This is a genomic window from Streptomyces sp. NPDC007896, from assembly GCF_042959425.1.
GTDB lineage: Bacteria > Actinomycetota > Actinomycetes > Streptomycetales > Streptomycetaceae > Streptomyces.
Genome location: NZ_JBIBKX010000001.1, coordinates 445589 through 468947 on the forward strand (window position 1 = coordinate 445589; position 23359 = coordinate 468947).

24 protein-coding genes and 1 riboswitch are annotated in these 23359 nt (G+C 71.2%); of the genes, 12 read left to right on the forward strand and 12 right to left on the reverse strand.

The features are described 5' to 3' along the window. Positions 1–6: 6 nt before the first annotated feature. The 3 genes from ACFZDJ_RS02015 to ACFZDJ_RS02025 form a co-directional block, all read right to left on the reverse strand. The gene (locus ACFZDJ_RS02015; RefSeq protein WP_390928117.1) at positions 7–405 is read right to left on the reverse strand and encodes a DUF3040 domain-containing protein; all 399 of its coding nucleotides are present in this window, start codon (positions 403–405) and stop codon (positions 7–9) included. A gap of 275 nt (positions 406–680) precedes the next feature. Next, positions 681–1451: a methyltransferase gene (locus ACFZDJ_RS02020; RefSeq protein ID WP_384905875.1), complete on the reverse strand. Its 771-nt coding sequence runs from the start codon at positions 1449–1451 to the stop codon at positions 681–683. A gap of 177 nt (positions 1452–1628) precedes the next feature. After that, positions 1629–2201, reverse strand: coding sequence for an SAV_6107 family HEPN domain-containing protein (locus ACFZDJ_RS02025; RefSeq protein ID WP_390928113.1), 573 nt, complete (start codon positions 2199–2201; stop codon positions 1629–1631). Between the two features lie 165 nt (positions 2202–2366). Between ACFZDJ_RS02025 and ACFZDJ_RS02030 the strand changes: the two genes are divergently transcribed. The 5 genes from ACFZDJ_RS02030 (at position 2367) to ACFZDJ_RS02050 (ending at position 8382) form a co-directional block, all read left to right on the forward strand. Further along, positions 2367–3140, forward strand: coding sequence for an ATP-binding cassette domain-containing protein (locus tag ACFZDJ_RS02030; protein ID WP_391055443.1), 774 nt, complete (start codon positions 2367–2369; stop codon positions 3138–3140). Beyond that, positions 3112–5196: a YhgE/Pip family protein gene (locus ACFZDJ_RS02035; RefSeq protein WP_391055446.1), complete on the forward strand. Its 2085-nt coding sequence runs from the start codon at positions 3112–3114 to the stop codon at positions 5194–5196. Before ACFZDJ_RS02030 ends, ACFZDJ_RS02035 begins: the two co-directional genes overlap by 29 nt. 11 nt (positions 5197–5207) lie before the next feature. Further along, positions 5208–5834: a TetR/AcrR family transcriptional regulator gene (locus ACFZDJ_RS02040; RefSeq protein WP_168508203.1), complete on the forward strand. Its 627-nt coding sequence runs from the start codon at positions 5208–5210 to the stop codon at positions 5832–5834. 394 nt (positions 5835–6228) lie between these two features. Further along, on the forward strand, positions 6229–6843 hold the full coding sequence (locus tag ACFZDJ_RS02045) for a DUF4126 domain-containing protein (protein WP_168508204.1): 615 nt from the start codon (positions 6229–6231) through the stop codon (positions 6841–6843). Between the two features lie 45 nt (positions 6844–6888). Further along, positions 6889–8382 (forward strand): FAD-dependent oxidoreductase, encoded by a 1494-nt coding sequence (locus ACFZDJ_RS02050; RefSeq protein ID WP_391055449.1) that lies wholly within the window; start codon positions 6889–6891, stop codon positions 8380–8382. 40 nt (positions 8383–8422) lie between these two features. On the opposite strand, the gene ACFZDJ_RS02055 is transcribed toward ACFZDJ_RS02050, so the two are convergent. The 5 genes from ACFZDJ_RS02055 to ACFZDJ_RS02075 all read right to left on the reverse strand — a co-directional run bounded on the left by ACFZDJ_RS02055 (position 8423) and on the right by ACFZDJ_RS02075 (position 13040). After that, complete coding sequence (locus ACFZDJ_RS02055; RefSeq protein ID WP_391055452.1) at positions 8423–9427, reverse strand: hypothetical protein; 1005 nt, start codon at positions 9425–9427, stop codon at positions 8423–8425. 56 nt (positions 9428–9483) lie between these two features. Beyond that, positions 9484–10407, reverse strand: a complete 924-nt coding sequence (gene metF, locus ACFZDJ_RS02060; protein ID WP_101405626.1) for a methylenetetrahydrofolate reductase [NAD(P)H] — start codon at positions 10405–10407, stop codon at positions 9484–9486. A 158-nt stretch (positions 10408–10565) separates the two neighbouring features. Next, on the reverse strand, positions 10566–11216 hold the full coding sequence (gene thiE, locus ACFZDJ_RS02065) for a thiamine phosphate synthase (RefSeq protein WP_390928102.1): 651 nt from the start codon (positions 11214–11216) through the stop codon (positions 10566–10568). 132 nt (positions 11217–11348) lie between these two features. Then, positions 11349–11720: an Rv2175c family DNA-binding protein gene (locus tag ACFZDJ_RS02070; protein ID WP_101405624.1), complete on the reverse strand. Its 372-nt coding sequence runs from the start codon at positions 11718–11720 to the stop codon at positions 11349–11351. Between the two features lie 81 nt (positions 11721–11801). Further along, positions 11802–13040: an NAD(P)/FAD-dependent oxidoreductase gene (locus tag ACFZDJ_RS02075; RefSeq protein ID WP_384905868.1), complete on the reverse strand. Its 1239-nt coding sequence runs from the start codon at positions 13038–13040 to the stop codon at positions 11802–11804. A 181-nt stretch (positions 13041–13221) separates the two neighbouring features. Next, a riboswitch (TPP riboswitch) is annotated at positions 13222–13333 on the forward strand. On the opposite strand from ACFZDJ_RS02075, the gene thiO reads away from it, so the two are divergent. From thiO to ACFZDJ_RS02100, 5 genes are all read left to right on the forward strand, one after another. Beyond that, positions 13331–14536, forward strand: a complete 1206-nt coding sequence (gene thiO, locus ACFZDJ_RS02080; protein WP_390928098.1) for a glycine oxidase ThiO — start codon at positions 13331–13333, stop codon at positions 14534–14536. Its footprint overlaps the riboswitch before it by 3 nt. After that, a complete protein-coding gene (thiS, locus tag ACFZDJ_RS02085; RefSeq protein ID WP_054231516.1) occupies positions 14533–14733 on the forward strand; it encodes a sulfur carrier protein ThiS in 201 nt (66 codons plus the stop codon). Before thiO ends, thiS begins: the two co-directional genes overlap by 4 nt. 3 nt (positions 14734–14736) lie before the next feature. After that, the gene (locus ACFZDJ_RS02090; protein ID WP_054231517.1) at positions 14737–15531 is read left to right on the forward strand and encodes a thiazole synthase; all 795 of its coding nucleotides are present in this window, start codon (positions 14737–14739) and stop codon (positions 15529–15531) included. Between the two features lie 257 nt (positions 15532–15788). Further along, positions 15789–17750 (forward strand): Stk1 family PASTA domain-containing Ser/Thr kinase, encoded by a 1962-nt coding sequence (gene pknB, locus ACFZDJ_RS02095; protein ID WP_391055456.1) that lies wholly within the window; start codon positions 15789–15791, stop codon positions 17748–17750. Positions 17751–17843: 93 nt separating this feature from the next. Then, entirely contained in the window at positions 17844–18713 is an 870-nt protein-coding gene (locus tag ACFZDJ_RS02100; protein WP_391055459.1) for a deoxyribonuclease IV, read from the forward strand. 24 nt (positions 18714–18737) lie between these two features. On the opposite strand, the gene ACFZDJ_RS02105 is transcribed toward ACFZDJ_RS02100, so the two are convergent. Beyond that, entirely contained in the window at positions 18738–19370 is a 633-nt protein-coding gene (locus ACFZDJ_RS02105; RefSeq protein WP_390928091.1) for a molybdopterin-dependent oxidoreductase, read from the reverse strand. 154 nt (positions 19371–19524) lie between these two features. Here ACFZDJ_RS02105 and bfr point away from each other — a divergent pair, with 154 nt between their 5' ends. Continuing rightward, on the forward strand, positions 19525–20004 hold the full coding sequence (bfr, locus tag ACFZDJ_RS02110) for a bacterioferritin (RefSeq protein ID WP_168508212.1): 480 nt from the start codon (positions 19525–19527) through the stop codon (positions 20002–20004). 33 nt (positions 20005–20037) lie between these two features. Here bfr and ACFZDJ_RS02115 read toward each other — a convergent pair whose 3' ends face one another. From ACFZDJ_RS02115 to ACFZDJ_RS02125, 3 genes are all read right to left on the reverse strand, one after another. Next, a complete protein-coding gene (locus ACFZDJ_RS02115; protein WP_384905863.1) occupies positions 20038–20289 on the reverse strand; it encodes a bacterioferritin-associated ferredoxin in 252 nt (83 codons plus the stop codon). A 149-nt stretch (positions 20290–20438) separates the two neighbouring features. Beyond that, positions 20439–21791, reverse strand: coding sequence for a class II 3-deoxy-7-phosphoheptulonate synthase (locus ACFZDJ_RS02120; protein ID WP_054231523.1), 1353 nt, complete (start codon positions 21789–21791; stop codon positions 20439–20441). 139 nt (positions 21792–21930) lie between these two features. After that, positions 21931–23136 carry a glycoside hydrolase domain-containing protein gene (locus ACFZDJ_RS02125; RefSeq protein WP_391055462.1) on the reverse strand — a complete coding sequence of 402 codons (1206 nt, stop codon included), beginning with the start codon at positions 23134–23136 and terminating at the stop codon, positions 21931–21933. Positions 23137–23260: 124 nt separating this feature from the next. Here ACFZDJ_RS02125 and ACFZDJ_RS02130 point away from each other — a divergent pair, with 124 nt between their 5' ends. Then, the gene (locus tag ACFZDJ_RS02130) at positions 23261–23317 is read left to right on the forward strand and encodes a trp operon leader peptide (RefSeq protein WP_071528813.1); all 57 of its coding nucleotides are present in this window, start codon (positions 23261–23263) and stop codon (positions 23315–23317) included. Positions 23318–23359: the final 42 nt, after the last annotated feature.

Sequence of the window (23359 nt, forward strand, 5' to 3'; positions counted from 1 at the left end):
GCGGGGCTACTGCCCCTGCTCGTCCCGGCGTCGCTGCCAGCGTTGTTCGATGCGGTCCATCATGGAGCGGCGCTGTCGGCCCTGGTGGCGGCGCGCGGCGGGTGCGCCGGGACCGGCCGGCTGTTCACCCGGCTTGGGAGCCTTGCGCCAACCGGTGACGGCGAGCACCGCACAGCCCAGCATGACGAGAAAACCCACCACGCTGACCCAGATCTGCTTCGAGACCATTCCGGCCATGAGGAGCGCGATACCCACCAGAAAGCCCGCGACCGCCTGGTAGACCCGTCGCCGGGTGTACGTACGCAGCCCGCTTCCCTCAAGCGCTGTCGCGAACTTGGGATCTTCGGCGTACAGCGCTCGCTCCATCTGCTCGAGCATTCGCTGCTCGTGCTCCGAGAGCGGCACGGCGTCCTCCTCATCGTGCAGTCGCCGGGGCGACCGGGGGTCCCCTTCAGGATAGGCAGGGAATCGCCCCCGTGAAACCCGCCCCTCTGCGCCAATTCGCCAACCGGAACCCGCCATGGCACCCCGATTCACTGAGGCGTGCATTCCCCAGCAACCGGCCCGTCATGCCGGACGGTCTCCCTCGATCATACGGCGCCGAGTGCCCGATCGGGTGGCCTGTGGCGTACTCCATCTGCCGCCCCGCCCCTGATCAGGGGCGCAACATGAGAGGCGGCTCAACCCTCGTCGGCCCCCTGCGCCTCACCGAGCACATGAAGCTGAGTGGCCACGGAGTGGAACGCGGGGAGTTCAGCGGCCGCCGCCTCGAGCTTCAGAAGGGCTTCCACGGCCCCCGGCTCGGTGTCCACGAGGACGCCGGGGACCAGGTCCGCGAAGACCCGTACGCCGTGCACGGCGCCGACGCGCAGACCCGCGCCCTCGACGAGCGCGGTGAGCTGGTCGGCGGTGAAGCGGTGGGGTACGGGATCACCCTCGCCCCAGCGTCCGTCCGGGTCGTCGAGCGCCTGCTTGGCCTCCTTGAAGTGCCCGGCGAGGGCGCGGGCGAGCACGGCGCCGCCCAGGCCCGCCGCGAGGAGGCTGAGAACGCCCTCGGGACGCAGCGCGTCCACCACGTTGCGCACACCGTCGGCGGGGTCGTCCACGTACTCCAGGACCCCGTGGCACAGCACGACGTCGTAGCCGCCTCGCTCGACGACGTCGAAGAGACCGTGGGCGTCGCCCTGGACACCCTTGACGCGGTCGGCGACCCCGGCCTCGGCGGCCCGACGCTCCAGCGCGAACAGCGCGTTCGGGCTGGGGTCGACGACGGTGACACGGTGGCCGAGGCGGGCCACGGGCACCGCGAAGTTGCCACTGCCGCCTCCGGTGTCGAGGACATCCAGGAACTCCCGCCCCGTGGCCTTGACCCGGCGGTCGAGAGCGTCCTTGAGGACCTCCCACACCACGGCGGTACGGAGAGAAGCGCGGGGGCGCGTCGGGTCCGGCACGGCAGTTGACTCCTCGGAGCGGCACCGCCTCTTGCGCGGCGGAGCGATCGGGGGGCCTCCCGGCAGGAGGCTTCAGGCGCCTCCACCCTATTGCCTCCGCCGTCGTACCCGATCCTCCGTCTCACTCGGCGGATCACGCGTCGGATCACGCATCGGATCACCGGGCGGATCACGGGGTCAGCCCGCGTCCGGGACCTCCCTGTCCCCCCTGTCCTCCCTGTCTCCGTCCCCCTCCTCGCCGTTGCGACGAGGCTGGGGCAGTACGGGTTGCAGCACCAGCATCCGCTCGACGATGCGCAGGAACATCGCCACGTCCCGTATCAGGTCGTCGGCGTCGCGGGTGCCGGCCGCGCCCCGGATGCCCGCCTCGGCGCGGGCGCGCCGGTCGGCTCCGGAGGCGAACAGGGCGCTCCACTCGGTGAGTTCGGGGGCGATCTCGGGGAGCACTTCCCAGGCGCTCCGGATGCGGGCGCGGCGTCGGGGTGAAGGCTCCGGGCGGCCCCGTGCGGCGAGCACGGCGGCGGCGGTGCGCAGGGCCGCCAAGTGCGCCGTCGCGTAGCGCTCATTGGGTGTTTCCAGGGCGGTCGCCTCGTCGAGGCCGGCGCGGGCCTGGGCGAGCAGGTCGAGGGCGGCGGGCGGGGCCGTGGCCCGGCGGAGCACGGGGTGTACGTCGCTCGCCGGGCCGGTCAGTGAGGGGGCAGGGCCGGTGGCGCGGCGCCGGTGGGCGGCGGCTGCGGAAGAGGTGGCCATGACGAACCTCCTGTCGTCTGTGTGACGGCACTGTGGCCGTATGTGCCCATCGTGAGGTATGGCACTGACAATCCGTTCTGACCTGGGCCTTTGCTTCGATCGAGAGTTCGGGTTAGTTTTTGCACTGACCAGTCAGTTCAAAAATGTTCAGGGGATGGGGACGCTGTGGACGGTCCGCGCGGACTCGGTGTCACGGCCAGGGACTTCGGACTCCAGGGCCCTCGCGGCTGGGCGTTCCGCGGGGTCGGTGTCGATGCGCAGCCCGGCTCGCTGATCGCGGTCGAGGGGCCGTCCGGCTCGGGCCGTACGTGCCTGCTGCTCGCGCTCACGGGCCGGATGCGGTCCACCGAGGGGACGGCCACCGTGGGCGGGGCGACGCTGCCGCGACAGATGGCCGCGGTGCGTCGCGCGAGCGCGCTCGCCCATGTCCCGGGGGTCACCGACCTGGACCCCGCCCTGACCGTCGGGGAGCACCTGCTCGAACGGGCGCTGCTGCAGCGGCGGTTCGGGGGTTCCCTGAAGGGCTCCCTGCGCGGGCCGCTGCGTCCGCGAGCCGGGCGGGCGGCCGAGGGGAAGCTGCGGATCGACTCCGCGCTGGCCGCCGCCGGGCTGGACCGGGGGGCCCTGCCCAAGGGCTCCCGGACCGCCGTGCGTGACCTGGAGCGGCTCGAAGCCCTGCGGCTGTCCGTCGCGTTGGCCCTCGTCGGCCGCCCGGGGCTGCTCGGCGTCGACGACACCGACCTCAAGTTGTCGGATGCCGAACGGGCCGAGACCTGGGCCCTGTTGAAGTCGATCGCCCAGTCGGGCACCACGGTCGTGGCGGTGTGCAGCGAGGCTCCCGAGGGGGCCGTCCTCGTGTCCACCCGCCCGACCGACCACACCAGCGAGACCGACGACAAGGAGACGGCCGATGCGCTCGCCGAGACTGGCCGTTCTTGAGCTCAGGCGCTTCGGCCGGGGCAAACTCCCGCGCGCCGCGCTGGCCGCGCTCCTGTTGCTGCCGCTGCTGTACGGCGCCCTCTACCTGTGGTCGTTCTGGGACCCGTACGGCCGGCTGGACCGCATCCCCGTGGCGCTCGTGAACGACGACAAGGGGGCGAGCGTCGCGGGCAAGAAGCTCTCGGCGGGCGAGGACATCACCAAGGGGCTGCGCGACAGCGACACCTTCGAGTGGCACGAGGTGAGCGCGGCCGAGGCCCGCCGGGGCGTCGAGGACGGCACGTACTACCTGTCGCTGACCATGCCGTCCGACTTCAGCAGGAGGATCGCCTCCAGCTCCGGACAGGCGCCGGAGACGGGCGCCCTCCAGGTGCGTACGAACGACGCGAACAACTACATCGTCGGGCAGATCTCACGGACGGTGTTCGGCGAGGTGCGCACGGCGGCGTCCACGAAGGCCTCCCGGTCGTTCCTCGACAAGATCTTCATCTCGTTCTCGGACATCCACGGGGCGACCGAGAAGGCCGCCAAGGGGGCCGACAGACTCAGCGGTGGGATCGGCAGGGCCCGGAAGGGCTCCGAGGACCTCGCCGACGGCCTGAAGGACGCCAAGGAGGGCAGTGGCAAGCTCTCCGGGGGCCTGCGAAAGCTCGACAAGGGCGCCGGCGACCTGGCGGACGGCTCGCGGCAGGTCGCCGATGGCACGGGGGCGCTGGCCGACAAGGTCAACGGGGCCGCGGACAAGGTGGGCCCCTTTCTGAAGGACAACGAGAAGTCCATCGGCGACACGGCCCGGCTCGTCGCCGACTCCGCCGCGGGGATCCGCCACAACCTCGACACGCTGGTGAAGAGGGCCCCGGCCGCCGCCAAGGGCGCCCATACGGCGTCCGACGCGCTGAGCGCCGTCTACAGGGCACGCTGCGAGACCCTGCCGTTGCCCGACGCCGCGTGCCCCGACCTGAAGAAGGCCCAGCAGGCGGCCGCGGACGTGGCCGAGGTCGCCGACGACGTGAACACGCTCATCGGCGACCAGAACGGCGATCTCGACCGGCTCGACAAGAACCTGGGCACCCTCCAGAAGCAGGCCCAGGCCCTCGCCGATCGCTCGCCGCACCTCTCCGAAGACCTCGCGGACGCAGTCTCCAAGGTCAACAAGCTGAACGAGGGCGCCGAAAAGGTCGCCGCGGGGGCCAAGAAGCTGCGCACGGGGCTCGGAACGGCCAAGACAGGCGCGGCGGACCTCGACACGGGTGTCGGCAAGCTGAAGACGGGCGCGAGTACCCTCGACGAGGGCATGTACAAGCTCGTCGGCGGCTCGGGGCAGCTCGCCGGCGGACTGCACGACGGCGCCGGGCAGATCCCCGACTACGACCGGCAGGACCGCGACCTGCGCACCCAGGTCATGGCAGACCCGGTGAAGCTCGCCTCCAAGGACCTGCACAAGGCGCCCAACTACGGCACCGGCTTCGCCCCGTACTTCATCCCGCTGTCCCTGTGGGTGGGCGCGATGGTGGCGTACATGCTGATCCAGCCGCTGAACCGGCGCGCGCTCGCGGTGGGTGCCTCGGCGTGGCGCATCGCGCTGGCGGGCTGGCTGCCGGTGGCCGCCCTGGGCGTGCTCCAGACGGTGGCCCTGATGTCCGTGCTGCACTGGGCGATCGGCCTGGAGATGGTGCGGGCGGCCGGGACCGTCGGCTTCCTGTGCCTGGTGACGGCGTGCTTCGCGGCGCTCGTGCAGTGGCTGAACGCACGCTTCGGAGCGGCGGGCCGGATCCTCGTACTCGCCCTCCTGATGCTCCAGCTGACCTCGGCGGGCGGCACGTACCCCGTCCAGACCAGTCCGGGCTTCTTCAACGCGATCCACCCCTTCTTGCCGATGAGTTACGTCGTCGAGGCCCTCCGCAGGCTCATCACGGGCGGCGGTCTCGGACCGGTCTGGGAGGCGTGCGCCGTCCTGACGGCGTTCACCGCGGGCGCGCTCGCGCTCACCGCCCTGTCGGCACACCGCAAGCAGGTGTGGACCCTCGACCGTCTGCACCCCGAGCTGAGCCTGTGACAATCAGGGCCATGGAAAGCAGCAGCACCACGGCAGGCGGCGGCCGTCGCGAGGCGACCCGGCAGAAGCTCTACGAGGCGGCGGTCACCCTCATCGCGGAACAGGGGTTCTCCGCCACCACCGTGGACGAGATCGCCGAGCGGGCCGGGGTCGCGAAAGGCACCGTCTACTACAACTTCGCGAGCAAGTCCGTCCTCTTCGAGGAGTTGCTGCGGCACGGCGTGGGACTCCTCACCGCCTCCCTGCGGGAGGCCGCCGAGCGCACCGAGCGGGACGGCGGCACCAAGGTCGACGCACTGGACGCGATGATCAGGGCCGGGCTCGCCTTCATCAACCGCTACCCGGCCTTCACCCAGCTCTACGTGGCCGAGCTGTGGCGCACCAACCGGGCCTGGCAGTCCACGCTCATGGTGGTCCGGCAGGAGGCGGTCGCGGTCGTCGAGCGCGTGCTGCGCGAAGGGGTGGCGAACGGCGAGCTCAGCGACGAGATCGACATTCCGCTGACGGCCGCCGCGCTGGTCGGGATGGTCCTGGTGGCCGCCCTGGACTGGCAGGCCTTCCAGCCGGAGCGTTCCCTGGACGACGTCCACGCGGCGCTGTCGCGGCTGCTCCAGGGGCGCGTGAGCGGCAACCGGTGAGCTGACAGGGCTCGGTACGGAAGCGGAGCACGGCCAAGCGCCGGTCCGAGGTGGCCGCATCCTTCACGGGCCACCTCGAACCGGCGCTTCGCCGTGCTCCCCCGTGCTCCCCCGTACTCCCCCGTTGGGCCCCCGTTCGGTCGTCCCCCGGGTTCCCCCGTGCCTCACTCCCGCCGACGGAGTCGGCGGAAGGAGCGGCCAAGGGCGCGAGGACCGTTCCGCCGCCCCGTGTCGGCGGTGCCGGAGCCGCGCCCCTTTCCGTGCCTCCACTCTCTCTTTCGCGCAGGTCGGGCCCCATCCGCGCGCGTACTCATCTCACGCACTAGGTACGGATACTCAGCCGTACGCACTCATGCCCAGGACGGACCGTCGTCGACTGGTTACGATCGCGTCCGTGTCCGTACTCCCCCTGGTCTTCACCAGCGGCTGGGCCAGTGGCATCAACGCGTACGCGGTGGTGCTGCTCCTCGGCATCTTCGGAGCGACCGGCCTGAGCGACGACGTCCCCGAGTCCCTTCAGCGCCCTGAGATCCTGATCACAGCGGGCGTTCTCTTCCTGTGCGAGGCGGTCGCCGACAAGATCCCGTACGTGGACTCGGTGTGGGACTCGGTGCACACCGTGATCCGCCCAGCGGCGGGGGCGTGGGTCGGGGCCCTGCTCGCCGGGCAGAGCGGTTCGCTCTCCGATCTGGCGGCGGGTGCGATCGGCGGTTCGACGGCATTGGCGAGCCACACGGTCAAGGCCGGGACACGAATGGCGATCAACACCTCGCCGGAGCCGTTCAGCAACCTCATCATGAGCACCGCCGAGGATCTCGGGGTCGCCGGGATCCTGACCTTCGCGATGTTCCACCCGGAGGCCGCGGCGATCATCGCGGGCGTGCTGCTACTCGCAGGGCTGCTGGCGCTCTTCTTCCTGATCTCACGGATCCGCCGGTTCCTGCGCCGCAGGGCCCAGCGCCGGGAGGAGAGACGCCTGGCCGAGCGGGTGGGACAGCCACCCGACTGAGCACCGCGGGCCGGGTTGTCAGTGGCGGCCGATAAAGTCGCCGGCATGGGACGGATTGCGGTGATCGGCGCCGGGATGGGCGCGATGGCGGCCGCCGCCCGGCTGGCCGTCGCGGGCCACCGGGTGGTGGTGTACGAGCGCACGGCGACGTACGGCGGCGCGGTGCGCCGCTTCGAGCGCGACGGCTTCATGTTCGACACGGGCCCGGGACTGCTCCCGCTGCCCGCGGTCTACCGCGATCTGTTCGTCAAGACGGGCAAGGAGCCGCTGGAGGCGTGCGTCGAGCTGGTCCAGGTGGACCCGTCCTCGCGCCATGTCTTCGCCGACGGCACGAAGGTCGGTCTGCCGAACGCCTCGCGCGCGGGCGCCGTCACCGCCCTCGACGAGGCCCTCGGGGCGGGCGCGGGCGCACGGTGGGGCGACTTCCTGGTGCGGGCGCGCGAGGCCTGGGACCGCACCCGCAGGCCGCTCCTGGAGGAGCCGCTGTGGCCGAACTGGCCGGTGCTCGCCGAGCGCGAGCCCTACCCCTCGGTGCCGCACAAGAAGCTGCTGCGCACCCGCCGCGCCACGACCCTCGCCGAGGTCGGCGCCTGGGAGTTGCGCGACCCGCGCCTCACGGCCCTGCTGGAGAGTCACGCCCTCGCCCACGGGCTCGATCCGCGTATCACCCCGGCGAGCGCCGCCGTGCTGCCGTACATGGAGCACGCCTTCGGCACCTGGTATGTGCGCGGCGGCATACGGGAGTTGGCGCGCGCGGTGTACGAGCGGTGCGTGGCCCGCAGGGTGGAGTTCCGCTTCGGGTCGCCGGTCGCGCGGATCGTCGAGAAGGACGGCCGGGTGGCGGGTGTGGAGCTGGCCGACGGCGAGGTCGCGGACGCCGACTTCGTGGTCGCCGGTGTCGCGCCCGCAGCGCTCGACGCCCTGGTCCCCGGGGCGGCGCTGCGGGGCGGTGACGAGGTCGCGCCGCAGCGCGGGGCGCCGAGTCGGCTGACCGTGCTACTGGCGCTGCGCGGAGGGCGTCCCGAGGGGGTGGCACACCGCACGGTGGTGCACGCGGCGGACCGGGCCGAGGAGTTGGACCGGCTCTTCGGTGAGCGTCCGGGGTTCCCTTCCTCGCCCACCGTGACGGTGACGCGCCCTGACGACCCCGCCCTCGCGCCGGACGCGGGGCACGAGGCGGTCACGCTGAGCGTCACGGTGCCGTCGGGCCTGTCGGTGTCCGAGGCGGACGTGGAGGGGGTGCTCGATATCGCCGAGCGCGCGATACCGGGCCTGCGCGACCGTCTGCTGTGGCACGAGGTCCGCACTCCGGCCGACTTCGCCGAGGAGACGGGTGCGGACGGCGGCGCCGTCCCCGCCCCGGCGCTCGCCGCGGCGGACGGTCGGTTGCTGCACGCGTCGAACACCACCCGCGTGCCGGGGCTGTTCGTGGTCGGCGGCTGGGCCCATCCGGGCGGTGGCCTCCCGCACGCGGGCATGTCGGGCGCCCTGGTGTCCGGGCTGATCGTGGAGGGACCGCAGTTCCGGGGCTCTCAGTGAGCGCACCGGCGCGCCGAAGGCCGCCCGGGGAGGGCGGCCCTCAGTACCGGTACTGCTCGTCGTACCCGGCGCCGTTGGCGTTGCCGTTGCCGTTGCCCTGGTACGGATAGGGCTGCTCCGGCGGGAGTTCGCCGCCGTAGGGGTCGTCGGTGCTGCGCTGCTGCGGGACCCAGACACCGCCGGCCGGGGTCTCGCCGCCGTAGCCGCCGGTGGCGTACTGGTCCTGGCCGTAGGCCTGCTGCTGCGTGTACTGCTGTTCGCCGCCGCCGTAGGTCGTGTCGTACGAGGCGCCGCTGTAGGTCTGCGTGCCGTTGTACGGGTCGGAGTAGGCGGCGTACTGCTGCTGGCCGTTGTCGTAGCCGTACTGCTGCTGGTCGTACCCGGTCGAGTAACCGTCGTACGCGTAGGCCTGCTGGTCCTGGGGCTGGGCCGCGGTGGCGTAGGACTGGTCGGTGGCGGCCGCGTAGGCGGTGTCGCTGTAGACGCCGTAGGAGCCGGTGTCGTCGGGCAGGGGCTGGGGCTCGTACACGGCGGTGGCCTCGGCGGCCGTCAGGTCGCCGGAGCCGGGCGGCATGAACCGGTCGGAGTGCGCGGGCGAGAACACGTCGTCCTCGCGGGTGAAGTCGTCGCCCTGGGGATACGCCGCGCCTCGGGCCGTTCCTTCGGCCCTGGCCTCGGCTCCCTCGTCCGTTTCGAGGTCGGAGACCTCCAGCGCCGGGTCCTGGTGCTCCTCACCGCGGCGTCGCTTGCTCTTGCCGAAGCCCTTGCCGGCGCCGCTGTCGGCGCCCTGCCGGTTGCCCACGGCCCAGCCCTCCGCGAAACCGCGGCGGAACGACAGGGTGACGTACGTCTGGCCGACCGCGAAGGCCGCCGCGCCGAGCCCGATGACGATCACGGAGGGAATCAGCACGCCGAAGACGACACCGAGGAAGCCCACGAACGCGAGCAAGCGCCAGCGCAACCGCGCCTTGTACTGCAGCAGGACCTCGCCGAGCAGCCACAGCGCGACGATGCCGAACGCGATATAGAGGACCGTCCAGCCCATGTACGCCCCTCTCCCAGTGGCCGCTACGCAGTGTGTCGTACGTGGGTGCGACCGGTCTAGGCCTGCTGCGGGTGGTGCAGGCCCAGATTCTCGTAGATTTCCAGCGTCGCCGTCGAGTTGTTGAGCGTGATGAAGTGAAGTCCGGGGACTCCCTCGTCCAGCAGTCTCGCGCAGAACTCCGTCGCGAACTCGATGCCAATGGAGCGTACAGCCGCCGGATCGTCTTTGGCTGTGAGGATCCGCTCTTTCAGGACGTCCGGGAACGAAGCGTTGCTGAGCTTCGGAAGTCGTTCCAGCATCTTCACACTCGTCACCGGCATGACCTCCGGGATGACCGGTGTCGTACAGCCGGCCGCCACCACCCGGTCACGCAGGCGCAGATACGACTCGGGCTGGAAGAACATCTGGGTGATCGCGTAGTCCGCGCCGGCCCGGCACTTGTCGACGAAGTGCGCGACGTCCACGTCCCAGTCCGCGGAGCGGGGGTGCATCTCGGGGAAGGCGGCGACGCCGACACAGAAGTCGCCGGACTCCTTGATGAGACGGACGAGTTCGGCGGCGTAGGTCAGGCCCCGGGGGTGCGGGACCCAGTCGCCCATCGGGTCGCCGGGCGGGTCGCCGCGGACCGCGAGCATGTTCCGGATGCCGGCGTCGGCGTACTGGCCGATGATGTTGCGCAGTTCGGCGATGGAGTGGTTGACCGCGGTGAGGTGGGCGACCGGGGTGAGCGTCGTGTCGGCGACGATCTGCTCGGTCTCCTTGACCGTGCCCGCGCGGGTGGAGCCACCGGCACCGTAGGTGACGGAGACGAAGTCGGGGGCGACGGCCTCGACGCGACGCAGCGCGTTCCACAGGTTCCGCTCGCCCTTGGGGGTTTTCGGCGCGGAGAACTCGAACGAGTACGTCGCCTTGCCGGTGGCGAGCATGTCGCGCACGGTGCGTGCGCGATCAGTCCTGGTGGAAGCAGATCCGAGGGCCATACCCGCAGGTTAGTCAGGGGGCGGCGGTCTCCCAACCGAACCGACGCCAATTGTCCAATTTGTCGACTTCTTGTCCACCCCTCGGACACCGGTGGGACAACCGGTCCAACCGTTGGCCGGACCATCGACGCGCCCGCTGTGCCTGACGCGGCCGCCGCTTACGCCTGACGCAGCCGCTTGGCGAATTCGCCCGCCGCCGCGCCGGGATCCGCCGCCTCGGTGATGGCCCGTACGACGACGACGCGGCGGGCGCCCGCCTCCAGTACCTCGTCGAGGTTGCCGAGGTCGATGCCGCCGATGGCGAACCAGGGGCGGTCGGTGGCGAGGGAGGCCGTGTATCGGACCAGGCCGAGGCCCGGGGCGTGGCGGCCGGGCTTGGTGGGGGTGGGCCAGCAGGGGCCGGTGCAGAAGTAGTCCACGCCGTCCTGGACGGCGGCGGCCGCCGCCTCGGACTCGGCGTGCGTGGAGCGGCCCATCAGGACCTCGTCGCCGAGGATCGCGCGGGCGGCGGGGACGGGAAGATCGCCCTGGCCCAGGTGGAGTACGTCGGCGCCGATGGCATGGGCGACGTCCGCGCGGTCGTTGACCGCGAGGAGCTTGCCGTGGCGGGCGCAGGCGTCCGCGAAGACCTGGAGGTGCTCCAGCTCCTCGGCGGCCTCCATGCCCTTGTCACGCAGCTGCACGATGTCGACGCCGCCGGCCAGGACCGCGTCCAGGAACTCGGCGAGGTCGCCCTGGCGCTTGCGGGCGTCCGTGCAGAGGTAGACGCGGGCGTCGGCGAGGCGGGTGCGGGCGGCGTTCTCGGGCATGCGTGTATCCCCCGTGGTGCGGTGCGTACGGCTGTCGTAGGCACCCTACGGATGTGATGCGGTGCGTACGGACCGCGGCGGCCGGGGTGGTCCGGGGCCGGCCGTGGTCCGTACGCCGGACGGTCGGTCGAATCAGACGGCGAGCGCCTGGGCGCGGCGCTTCACCTCCGTGCCGCGATTCTCGCTCAGAGCCTGCGCGGGGGTGCCGGGCAGGCTCGGGTCGGGGGTGAAGAGCCACTCGAGCATCTCTTCGTCGGAGAAGCCGTCGTCCCGCAGGAGCGTCAAGGTGCCGGCCAGGCCCTTGACGACCTTCTGTTCGTTCCCGTCGATGAAGGCGGCGGGGACGTGCAGCGCGCGGTTCTCACCACGGCGTACGGCGATCAGCTGGCCCTCCTTGACCAGCTGCCGGACGCGGGTCACCTCGACGCCGAGCTGTTCGGCGATGTCGGGGAGGGTGAGCCAGGCGGGGACGAGAGCATCGATCTTTGCGTCAATCTCGGTCACGGGACAAGCCTGCCATCCCGGACTGACACTCGGTACCCGAGCGCCCCCCGGACCGCCGTCCGGGCGACGGAAACCGGGCGGTCATGCCGTGGCGTCCTTCAGAGGGCGGGACGGGTCGGCCAGGATGTCCGGGTTCATGGGCATGCCCGCCTCGATCAGGCGGCGGCCCTGGGCCAGATCACGGGGACGCCCCACGGCCAGGAGGGCGACGAGGCGGCTCTCGCGGAGCCAGCACACCGTCCAGGCCGCACCCGACGGGTCACCCCGCCAGATGGTCGTGTCGGCGGGGGCGTGATGGCCGACGTACTGGACGAAGCGGCCGAACTGCTCGGACCAGAAGTACGGGACCGGGTCGTACGCCACCGGGGCCTCGCCGATGATGTTCGCCGCGACCGTGCGCGGCGCCTGGAGGGCGTTGTCCCAGTGGTGGACGAGAAGGCGCTCCTCGTAGCGGCCCGACGGGAAGGAAGCACAGTCGCCGACCGCGTAGACGTCCGGCACGGAGGTACGCAGGTGGCTGTCGGCCACCACCTCCCGGTGGGCGCCGAGCTCGACGCCGGAACCGGCCAGCCAGGCGGTGGCGGGGCGCGCGCCGATGCCGACGACCACGGCGCCCGCCGGCACCCGCGAGCCGTCGTCGAGGACCACCGCACCGGGCTCGACGCGCTCCACGCGCGCGTGGGTGCGCAGCGACGCGCCGCTGTCCGCGTACCAGGCGGTCATCGGCGCGGCCACCTCCGCGGGCAGTGCCCCGGCCAGCGGCCGGTCGGCGGCCTCGACGACCGTGACCGCGCACCCGGCCTCACGCGCCGCCGTCGCGAACTCCGCGCCGATCCAGCCCGCCCCGACGACCACGATGTCGTGCTGCTGGGCGAGCACGGGGCGCAGTCGCTCGGCGTCGTCCAGCGTCCGCAGCAGATGGACGCCGGGGACGCCCTGTGCGCCGGGCAGCTGGATCGGTTCCGCGCCGGTCGCGAGGACCAGGACGTCGTACGGCACCGGTCCTGCCTCGGTGTCCAGCTCGTGGTCTGCGGGGCGCAGGCCCAGCGCCTCGCAGCCGAGTCGCAGTTCGATGCCCAGCGCCTCGAAGTCGATGTCGAAGGCGGAGCCCTCGGCCTTGCCGAGCAGCACCGCCTTGGACAGGGGTGGCCGGTCGTACGGCTGGTGCGGCTCGGCGCCGATCAGCGTCACGTCCCCGGTGAAACCCTGTTCCCGCAGGGCGACCGCCGTCTGCACGCCGGCCATGCCCGCGCCCACGATGACGACCCGCCGTGCCGTACGCCCCTGCGTCCGCACCTGTGCCCGCGTCTGCTCGCTCACCTGATCACCATAGACAACTGACAATCTGTCAGTCAGGGGACGTGCGCAGTGACCTGTTCCACAACGGATCCCGCCGTCCTTCTCTCGGTCCGCGAACCGGGTGCGCGTACGGACCCGCGAACGGGCCCCGGACGGAGGCTCCCTTACTGAGACATACGGCAGCGGGCTAGGGTGGCGAACGTAAAGCACTCGCGGGAGCCCGGACGCACCGGGCTGAGAGGGAGGCTGGCGGCCTCCGACCGTACGAACCTGATCCGGGTCATGCCGGCGAAGGGAGGGGCTGGACGCCCATGTCGCCTACGCGTACACCTGCACGTTCATCGGATGCGCCGTCATCGGACGCACGTACGTCGGACGTCCTCGTCATCGGGGGCGGGATCATCGGTCTCGTGACCGCCTGGCGGGCCGCGCAGCGCGGGTTCACCGTCGCGGTCGTGGACCCCGAGCCGGGCGGCGGGGCGGCACGGGTGGCCGCCGGAATGCTCGCCGCCGTCACCGAGCTGCACTACGGCGAGCAGACCCTGCTGGGCCTGAACCTCGCCTCCGCGCGCCGCTATCCCGACTTCGCCGCCGAACTCACCGAGGCGAGCGGCCAGGACCTCGGCTACCGCCGGTGCGGCACGCTGGCCGTCGCGCTGGACGCCGACGACCGCGCCCACCTGCGCGAACTGCATGCCTTGCAACACCGCTCGGGGCTCGAATCGGAGTGGCTCAGCGGCCGGGAGTGCCGCCGTCTGGAGCCGATGCTCGCGCCGGGCGTGCGCGGCGGGCTGCGGGTCGACGGAGACCACCAGATCGACCCGCGCCGGCTCGCGAAGGCCCTGGTCACGGCGTGCGAGCGGGCCGGAGTTGAGTTCCACCGGACGTGGGCGGAGCGCCTGACCGTCGTACGGGACCGGGCCGCCGGGGTCGTCACGACGGACGGTGAACAGCTGGTCGCGGGGCAGGTGGTGCTCGCCGCCGGAAGCCTCAGCGGGAAGCTCCCGGGCGTGCCCGCCGACGTACTGCCGCCCGTACGGCCCGTGAAGGGTCAGGTGCTGCGGCTGATGGTGCCGAAGCGGTACGCGCCGTTCCTGAGCCGCACCGTGCGGGCCGTGGTGCGCGGCAGCCAGGTCTATCTGGTGCCGCGGGAGAACGGTGAGCTCGTCGTGGGCGCCACCAGCGAAGAGCTGGGCTGGGACACGACGGTGACCGCGGGCGGGGTCTACGAGCTGCTGCGCGACGCCCATGAGCTGGTGCCGGGGATCACCGAGCTGCCGCTCACCGAGACGCGCGCGGGCCTGCGGCCGGGCTCGCCCGACAACGCGCCGCTGCTCGGCCCGACCGCGCTCGACGGGCTGCTGCTGGCCACCGGGCACTACCGCAACGGCGTCCTGCTCACGCCCGTCACCGGGGACGCCATGGCGCACGTCCTGACCACCGGCGAGCTTCCGGAAGAGGCCCGCCCCTTCGCCCCCGGGCGCTTCAGCACAGCACTCACGGAGCAGACCGTATGAACATCTTCGTCAACGGAGAGCGACGGCTCGTCGCCGCCGACACGGCCCTCGACACGCTCGTCGCCACCCTCACCGTCGCGCCCTCCGGCGTCGCCGCCGCGCTCAACGAAACCGTCGTCCCGCGCACGCAGTGGTCGTCCACGGCCCTCTCCGAGGGCGACCGCGTCGAAGTCCTCACCGCAGTCCAAGGAGGCTGAACCATGGCCGACGACCCGTTTGTCCTCGGAGGTACGTCCTTCTCGTCCCGGCTGATCATGGGTACGGGGGGTGCGCCCAGCCTCGACGTCCTGGAGCGGTCGCTCGTGGCGTCCGGCACGGAGCTGACGACGGTCGCGATGCGCCGGGTGAACCCCTCGGCGCACGGCTCGGTGCTGTCCGTGCTCGACAAGCTGGGCATCCGGGTGCTGCCGAACACGGCGGGGTGCTTCACCGCGGGCGAGGCCGTGCTGACCGCGCGGCTCGCGCGGGAGGCGCTCGGTACGGAGCTGATCAAGCTGGAGGTCATCGCCGACGAGCGGACCCTGCTGCCGGATCCGATCGAGTTGCTGGACGCCGCCGAGACGCTGGTCGACGACGGTTTCACCGTGCTGCCGTACACCAACGACGATCCTGTGCTCGCGCGGAAGCTGGAAGACGTGGGCTGCGCGGCGGTCATGCCGCTCGGGTCGCCCATCGGGTCCGGTCTCGGCATCCGCAACCCGCACAACTTCCAGCTGATCGTGGAGCACGCGCGTGTGCCGGTGATTCTGGACGCGGGGGCCGGTACGGCGTCGGACGCCGCGTTCGCGATGGAGCTGGGGTGTGCGGGCGTGATGCTGGCGTCGGCCGTGACCCGGGCGCAGGAGCCGGTGCTGATGGCCGAGGGCATGAAGCACGCGGTGGAAGCCGGGCGGCTTGCCTGGCGTGCGGGGCGGATTCCCCGGCGGCACTTCGCCTCCGCGTCGTCTCCTGCGGAGGGGCTGGCGCGGTTGGATCCTGAGCGTCCTGCTTTCTAGGCACCCGGCGCTGGTGTGTTTTTTCTCCCGCCCGCGCACCGCCCGTTTCCAGGCGGCTGGAAAGTGTGCGTCGCCCATGAGGGTGGAGCGCCGTTGGCGGCTGGGGGGTGGAGGGGCAGACTGCCTTACATTCCCTGTGCACGACATATGGACCGGATCGATCAAGCGTGCGAGATCCGTCACAGGTCGGCTGCAGTCCCGCTCCGGAATTGGCCGGAAGGGTGGGGGTGACAGTGGCGGCTCGTAGACTCGCCTGCGTGGATACGACCCTTCAGGACCCGCTTGTCGGGCAAGTGCTCGACGGCCGCTACCGCGTCGACGCACGGATCGCGGTCGGCGGGATGGCCACGGTCTACCGGGCCCTGGACACCCGCCTCGACCGCGTGCTCGCGCTCAAGGTGATGCACCCGACGCTGGCCGCCGACGGCTCGTTCGTCGAGCGGTTCATCCGGGAGGCCAAGTCGGTGGCCCGGCTCGCGCACCCCAACGTGGTGCAGGTCTTCGACCAGGGCGCGGACGGGTCGTACGTCTATCTGGCCATGGAGTACGTCGCCGGCTGCACCCTGCGCGACGTGCTGCGCGAGCGAGGGGCGCTGCAACCGCGGGCCGCCCTGGACGTCCTGGAGCCGGTGCTCGCCGCGCTCGGCGCCGCGCACCGCGCCGGGTTCGTGCACCGCGACATGAAGCCGGAGAACGTCCTGATAGGGGACGACGGCCGGGTCAAGGTGGCCGACTTCGGCCTCGTCCGGGCCGTGGACACCGTCACGAACACGACAGGGGCCGTACTCGGCACCGTGTCGTACCTCGCCCCCGAACAGATCGAGCACGGCACCGCGGACACCCGCGTCGACGTCTACGCCTGCGGGGTCGTCCTCTACGAGATGCTCACCGGCGGCAAGCCGCACTCCGGGGACTCCCCCGCCCAGGTGCTCTACCAGCACCTGCACGCGGATGTGCCGCCGCCCTCGGCCGCCGTGCCCTCCATGCCCCACGCCCTCGACGAGCTGGTCGCCGCGGCGACCGCCCGCAACCCCGAGGTGCGCCCGCACGACGCGGTGGTGCTGCTCGGCCAGGTCCTCCAGGCGCGGGCGGGCCTCACCGCCGAGCAGCTCGACGCCATACCCCCGCAGGCGCTCGCCGTGGGGCACGACAACGCGGGCGACCGTACGAGCGTGATCCCGCGCTCGCTCTCCGTGCCCCGCCTGCTGCCGGTGAACGAGGACTACGAGGACGGCGGCGGCGACGGCGGCGACCCGCTGAACCGGACCAGCCGGTTCGAGCAGACCAGCCCGTTCGAGTCCGGACCGCCCGCTCCCCCGCGGCGCGGCGCACGGCCCCGGCGCGGAATGTTCGCGATCATCGCCGCGGTCGTGCTGGTGCTCGGGCTCGGCGCGGGAGTCTGGTACATCAATTCCGGCCAGTTCACCAAGGTCCCGCTGCTGCTGGCGAAGACCGAGGCGCAGGCCAAGGCGCGGATCGAGCAGGCCGGTCTCGACGTCGGGCAGGTCAAGCACGCGTACAGCGACACCGTGAAGCGCGGCACCGTCATCAGCAGCGACCCGGCACCCGGCGCGCGCATCCGGGACAACGACTCCGTGACGCTGACCATCTCCAACGGCCCGGAGACGGTGAAGGTGCCCGACCTGACGGGACTCGCGCTGTTCAAGGCACGGGAGGTCCTGAAGGGGGACGGGCTCGCCGCGGGCATGGTCACCCGGGAGTTCAGCCAGGACGTTCTCAAGGGCTTCGTGATCAGTTCGGATCCGGGCGCGGGCACGGAGCGGCACGCCGGTTCGGCCATCGCCCTCACCGTCAGCAAGGGCAGCCCGGTGGAGGTCGCGGATGTCACGGGCGCGTCCGTCGCGGACGCCACCTCGGAGCTGGAGCAGGCGGGCCTGAAGGTGAAGATCGCCACCCAGCGGGTCAACTCGGAGTTCGACCAGGGCCAGATCGCCCAGCAGTCGCCGCAGGCGGGCAGCCAGGTCGCCGGGGGCGACACCATCACGCTGACGGTCTCCAAGGGCCCCGAGATGATCTCGGTGCCGGACGTGGTGGGCAACAGCGTGGACGACGCGAAGAAGACGCTGGAGGACGCCGGGTTCCAGGTCAGCGAGGACCGCGGGCTACTCGGGCTCTTCGGGGACCACGTCAAGAGCCAGTCGGTGGAGGGTGGCAAGACAGCGCCCAAGGGGTCGACGATCACCATCGTGATCCGCTGAGGCCACGGCAACGCTGAGGCCACAGCAGCGCCGAGGCCACGGCATCGAGGTCCGCCGACGGGCCGTCCGGGAGCACGTGACACCCTGAAGAGCGTGACCAGCAAGCAGCTCCGCAACCCCGTCGGCGGCCATGTCCCCGTGGCCGGCGGCCTCAGCTCCGTCGGCCTGACCTACGCACGCGAGATGGGCGCCGAGACCGTCCAGGTCTTCGTCGCCAACCCGCGCGGCTGGGCGACGCCCGTCGGCAGTCCCCGCCAGGACGAGGAGTTCCGGGCGGCCTGTGCCGCCGAGTCGATCCCCGCGTACGTCCATGCCCCGTATCTGATCAACTTCGGCTCGCACACCGAGGCGACGGTCGAGAAGTCGGTGGAGTCGCTGCGGCACTCGCTGCGGCGGGGCCGGGAGATCGGGGCGCTCGGCGTGGTTGTGCACACGGGGAGCGCCACCGGGGGCCGGGAGCGATCCGTCGCCCTGAAGCAGGTACGTGAGCATCTGCTGCCCCTGCTGGACGAGCTGACGCATGACGACGACCCGTATCTGCTCCTGGAGTCGACCGCGGGCCAGGGCGCCTCGCTCTGCTCGCGCACCTGGGACTTCGGGCCGTACTTCGAGGCGCTGGACGCCCATCCGAAGCTGGGCGTGTGCCTCGACACCTGCCACATCTACGCGGCGGGGCACGACCTGACCGGGCCGAGCGGCATGCACCAGACGCTCGACCTGCTGGTGGACATGGTCGGCGAGGGCCGGCTCAAGCTGATCCACGCCAACGACTCCAAGGACGTGGTCGGCGCTCACAAGGACCGCCACGAGAACATCGGCTCCGGTCACATCGGCGAGGACCCGTTCCGCGCGCTGATGACCCACCCCGCCACCGAGGGCGTACCCCTGATCATCGAGACGCCGGGCGGGAAGGAGGGGCACGCGGCGGACGTGGAGCGCCTGAAGAAACTCAGGGACGGCTGACGCCGCCCGAAAAGGCGCCCCGAGTCAGAGCTCGGGGCCGTCCCCTGGCTCCTCCTGGTAGGAGTAGCGCTGTTCGCGCCAGGGGTCGCCGATGTTGTGGTAGCCGCGCTCCTCCCAGAAGCCGCGGCGGTCGGCCGTCATGTACTCGACGCCGCGGACCCACTTGGGACCCTTCCAGGCGTAGAGGTGCGGGACGACGAGGCGCAGCGGGAAGCCGTGCTCGGCGGTGAGGAGTTCGCCGTCCTTGTGGGTGGCGAAGATCGCGCGGTCGGAGGCGAAGTCGTCGAGGCGCAGATTCGAGCTGAAGCCGTACTCCGCCCAGACCATGACATGGGTGACGGTGGGCGCGGGCGGGGCGATCTCCAGGATCGTGCGCGCCGGGATACCGCCCCATTCGGCGCCGAGCATGCTGAACTTCGTGACGCAGTGCAGATCGGCCACGACCGAGGTGTACGGCAGGGCCGTGAACTCCTCGTGGGTCCAGCAGTGCTTCTCACCGTCGGCGGTGGCGCCGAAGACCCTGAACTCCCAGCGTTCGGGACGGAACTTGGGTACGGGACCGTAGTGCGTGACCGGCCAGCCGCGCTGCAGTCGCTGCCCCGGCGGAAGCTCCGACTGTGCCGCTTCTCCCGTTCCACGTTCCACCGGCTGACCCATGACTCCATCCTGACAGACCCGGGACAGTGCAATGACCAGCCCAGTACGGAATCGGGCAACTCGTACTAAGCGTGCACTTACTGGACGACCCGGGACGCCGATGCGAGGATGCGGCGCAATCTGCCCAGTCCCCCGCTTGGAAGGAGCCTCTGCGATGCAGGGCGACCCCGAGGTCATCGAATTCCTCAACGAGCAGCTGACCGGCGAGCTGACCGCGATCAACCAGTACTTCCTGCACGCGAAGATGCAGGAGAACTTCGGCTGGACGAAGCTCGCGAAGTACACGCGCCACGAGTCCTTCGACGAGATGAAGCACGCCGAGGTGCTCACCGACCGGATCCTGTTCCTGGAGGGCCTGCCGAACTATCAGCGGCTCTTCCACGTCCGGGTGGGGCAGACCGTCACCGAGATGTTCCAGGCCGACCGGCAGGTGGAGGTCGAGGCGATCGACCGCCTCAAGCGCGGGATCGAGGTGATGCGCAACAAGGGCGACATCACGTCCGCGAACATCTTCGAGTCGATCCTCGCGGATGAGGAGCACCACATCGACTACCTGGACACCCAGCTGGAGCTGGTGGAGAAGCTCGGCGAGGCGCTCTACATCGCCCAGGTGATCGAGCAGCCCGACAGCTGACCCGCGTCTTCGGCGTGATCCGCCGGACAGGCCCTAGGCGGCCTCTTCCAGGCCCCGCGCCGAGGACAGCTCGGCCAGCACCGGCTTGCCCTGTTCGGCCAGCTCACGGCGGGGACAGGCGCCACGGCCGAGGATCGCCTGGATACTGCGGACGCAGGAGCCGCAGTCCGTGCCCGCCTTGCTGGCGGAGGCTATCTGGCGGGGCGTACAGGCGCCGTTCTCCGCGTGCTGCTTGACCTGCTGTTCGGTGACCCCGAAGCAACTGCATACGTACACGCGGTTCACCTCCCGGCGGGATTGAAGTCTGATGCCGTCCCGTTAATCGGTGAGGCAAACCTAACCTTACCCATCACTCGGGAGCCGCAAAAGTGGGAGGGGGCGCGGATCGTATGTGATCCGCGCCCCACTTCACTCAGGTGTAACAGGCGAACCCGTCACTGGTCCCTGTACATCTCCGCGACCAGGAAGGCCAGGTCGAGGGACTGGCTGCGGTTCAGACGCGGGTCGCAGGCCGTCTCGTAGCGCTGGTGGAGGTCGTCGACGAAGATCTCGTCGCCGCCGCCCACGCACTCGGTGACGTCGTCACCGGTGAGCTCGACGTGGATACCGCCCGGGTGCGTGCCCAGACCCTTGTGGACCTCGAAGAAGCCCTTGACCTCGTCGAGCACGTCGTCGAAGCGGCGGGTCTTGTGACCGGAGGCCGCCTCGAAGGTGTTGCCGTGCATCGGGTCGGTCACCCAGGCCACCACCGCGCCCGACGCCGTGACCTTCTCGACCAGCTCGGGGAGCTTGTCGCGGACCTTGTCGGCGCCCATCCGCACGATGAAGGTCAGCCGGCCGGGCTCGCGGTCCGGGTCGAGACGGTCGATGTACTGGAGCGCCTCCTCGGCCGTCGTCGTCGGGCCGAGCTTGATGCCGATCGGGTTGCGGATCCGCGAGGCGAACTCGATGTGCGCGCCGTCCAGCTGCCGGGTGCGCTCACCGATCCACACCATGTGGCCCGAGACGTCGTACAGCTGGCCCGTACGCGAGTCGACCCTGGTCAGCGCCGCCTCGTAGTCGAGGAGCAGCGCCTCGTGGGACGCGTAGAACTCGACGGTCTTGAACTCCTCCGGGTCGGTCCCGCAGGCCCGCATGAAGTTCATCGCGTTGTCGATCTCCCGCGCCAGCTGCTCGTAGCGCTGCCCGGACGGGGAGGACTTCACGAAGTCCTGGTTCCAGGCGTGCACCTGGCGCAGGTCGGCGTAACCGCCGGTGGTGAAGGCGCGCACCAGGTTGAGCGTGGAGGCGGAGGCGTTGTACATCCGCTTCAGGCGCTCGGGGTCCGGGATACGGGCCTTCTCGTCGAAGTCGAAGCCGTTGACCGAGTCGCCCCGGTACGTCGGCAGGGTCACGCCGTCGCGGGTCTCGGTCCCCTTGGAGCGCGGCTTGGAGTACTGGCCGGCGATGCGGCCGACCTTCACGACCGGCACCGAGGCGGCGTACGTGAGCACGGCGCCCATCTGGAGCAGGGTCTTGAGCTTGTTGCGGATGTGGTCGGCCGACACCGCGTCGAAGGCCTCGGCGCAGTCGCCGCCCTGGAGAAGGAACGCCTCTCCCTTGGCGACGGACGCCATCCGGGCGCGCAGCTGGTCGCACTCGCCCGCGAAGACGAGCGGCGGATACGACTCGAGGTCCGCGATCACATCGCGCAGAGCCTCGGCATCGGGGTACTCGGGCTGCTGCGCCGCGGGCAGGTCTCGCCAGGTGTTGCCAGCGCTCGCGCTGGGCTTAGCGTTCACGGTCACCCTGACAACATTACGGGGTCGTGTCGGGCGTCCATCCCCATGCCCATCAATTGAGATGGACCGCGCTCGATCGCGACGCGCTCCGGGCGGCCGCACGGCAGGTCCCCGCGACCGCCCGGACCGGGCGGGTGGCCAGGCCCTAGTCCACGTCGAGCCGGTCGCGGTCGATGGAGATCGTCACGCCGCCGTGCGTCTCGGTCGTGTCGCCCATGTACTGGTGGATGCGCTGGTGGTCGGCCCACAGGTTCGCGGGGATCTTCGAGTCGGTGGTCGTCGACTTGCCGTTCCAGCGGGCGAAGTGGAGCACGTCGGGCAGGGTGACGCGGCCCTTGTGGGCGACCAGGTCGGCGACCAGGGACGAGGTGTTGCCATAGACGCCGGAGCGGTAACCCAGTGCGTGCAGGCGCTTGGTGTAGGCATCGAGGTACGACAGCACCCGGCTGGTGACGGTGGAGCCGGGGGCGTAGTTCTCCAGGTCGTCGTAGATCACCGTGCCCTTGGGGAAGCCCAGCGTGGTGGCCTGCTCGACGGCGTCGTCGGCGGCCTCGGTGCCCTGCGGCACGGGGTCGGTGATCGCCTCGCAGCCGCCACCGCAGCTGCCCCCGTCGGAGGAGGGCTGACGGCCGACGTACAGCGGGATGAACCGCCAGCCGTTGGCGTACTGCGACCGCAACCAGCCGGCGGTGAGTCTGCTCTGGGCGCAGGCACGGTTGACCCCGCCGATGTAGACGCCGACGGCCCCGTAGTCGGAGTCGTCCTGCCAGGCGTCCATCGCCGTCTGGCCCGGCGCGGTGCAGGCGTCGAAGCCCTCGCCTCGGAAGGACGTCGCGTCGGCGGGCAGCGGCGCCGCGGCGGGCGCGCCCGCGGTCGCGTCGGTCCCCGCGGCGGCGTCCGGCAGACCGGCGTCGCGCAGGATGTCCCGGATCCTCGTACGGTCCTGCGCGTACGCGGCGGTCACGGCGATCCGGTCGGCGGTGACCCGGAACGTGCGGGCCGTGCGGTTCTCGCTGACGGTGCGGCCCTTGACGACGGACGGCTGGATCAGGAACGCCTCGGTACGTCCCTTCGCACCCGCCGGACACCGCTGCTGGTCGCCGGGCGTGCCGAGGTACACGGCGTGCCGGTCGAAGCGGACACAGACGTCCGGATGTTTCTCCAGGTCCACGATCGGCCAGGAGGCGGGGACGGTGAACTCGTGGCCGCGGTAGGTGACCTTGACGGTGTCGTCGGTCCCGGCGGCGCGTGCGGTGCCGAGCGGGCCGGCGGCGAGGGCCGCGGCGGCGGCGCACACGGCGAGCGTTCGGACGCCGCCACGGCGGGGCCGGGGTGAACGGGCTGCGTACATGGTTCTCTCCTCGGTCGGGCTTCCTGGGCCATGCCATCCATGGCCGGTGACCGAGCAGTAGGAACGCAGGGCGCGGACGGTTCACGCTGTTGCCCGCACCCTGACGTCGGGTAAGGTGCGGCGCATGTTCGCGCACTCGACCCAGAACTGGTGGTGGACCGCTCATCCGGCGGCCCACTGACTGCGCGTACGCAAGACTTCGCGAAGGCCGCCCGAGGGGCGG

Bases quoted from the DNA above. Each gene is read 5' to 3' on its own strand.
- ACFZDJ_RS02050 (WP_391055449.1), top strand. From the start codon at position 6,889: ATGGGACGGATTGCGGTGATCGGCGCCGGGATGGGCGCGATGGCGGCC.
- metF (WP_101405626.1), bottom strand. From the start codon at position 10,407: ATGGCCCTCGGATCTGCTTCCACCAGGACTGATCGCGCACGCACCGTG.
- ACFZDJ_RS02090 (WP_054231517.1), top strand. From the start codon at position 14,737: ATGGCCGACGACCCGTTTGTCCTCGGAGGTACGTCCTTCTCGTCCCGG.
- thiS (WP_054231516.1), top strand. From the start codon at position 14,533: ATGAACATCTTCGTCAACGGAGAGCGACGGCTCGTCGCCGCCGACACG.
- ACFZDJ_RS02025 (WP_390928113.1), bottom strand. From the start codon at position 2,201: ATGGCCACCTCTTCCGCAGCCGCCGCCCACCGGCGCCGCGCCACCGGC.
- thiE (WP_390928102.1), bottom strand. From the start codon at position 11,216: ATGCCCGAGAACGCCGCCCGCACCCGCCTCGCCGACGCCCGCGTCTAC.
- ACFZDJ_RS02055 (WP_391055452.1), bottom strand. From the start codon at position 9,427: ATGGGCTGGACGGTCCTCTATATCGCGTTCGGCATCGTCGCGCTGTGG.
- ACFZDJ_RS02105 (WP_390928091.1), bottom strand. From the start codon at position 19,370: ATGGGTCAGCCGGTGGAACGTGGAACGGGAGAAGCGGCACAGTCGGAG.
- ACFZDJ_RS02125 (WP_391055462.1), bottom strand. From the start codon at position 23,136: ATGTACGCAGCCCGTTCACCCCGGCCCCGCCGTGGCGGCGTCCGAACG.
- ACFZDJ_RS02040 (WP_168508203.1), top strand. From the start codon at position 5,208: ATGGAAAGCAGCAGCACCACGGCAGGCGGCGGCCGTCGCGAGGCGACC.
- bfr (WP_168508212.1), top strand. From the start codon at position 19,525: ATGCAGGGCGACCCCGAGGTCATCGAATTCCTCAACGAGCAGCTGACC.
- ACFZDJ_RS02035 (WP_391055446.1), top strand. From the start codon at position 3,112: ATGCGCTCGCCGAGACTGGCCGTTCTTGAGCTCAGGCGCTTCGGCCGG.
- thiO (WP_390928098.1), top strand. From the start codon at position 13,331: ATGTCGCCTACGCGTACACCTGCACGTTCATCGGATGCGCCGTCATCG.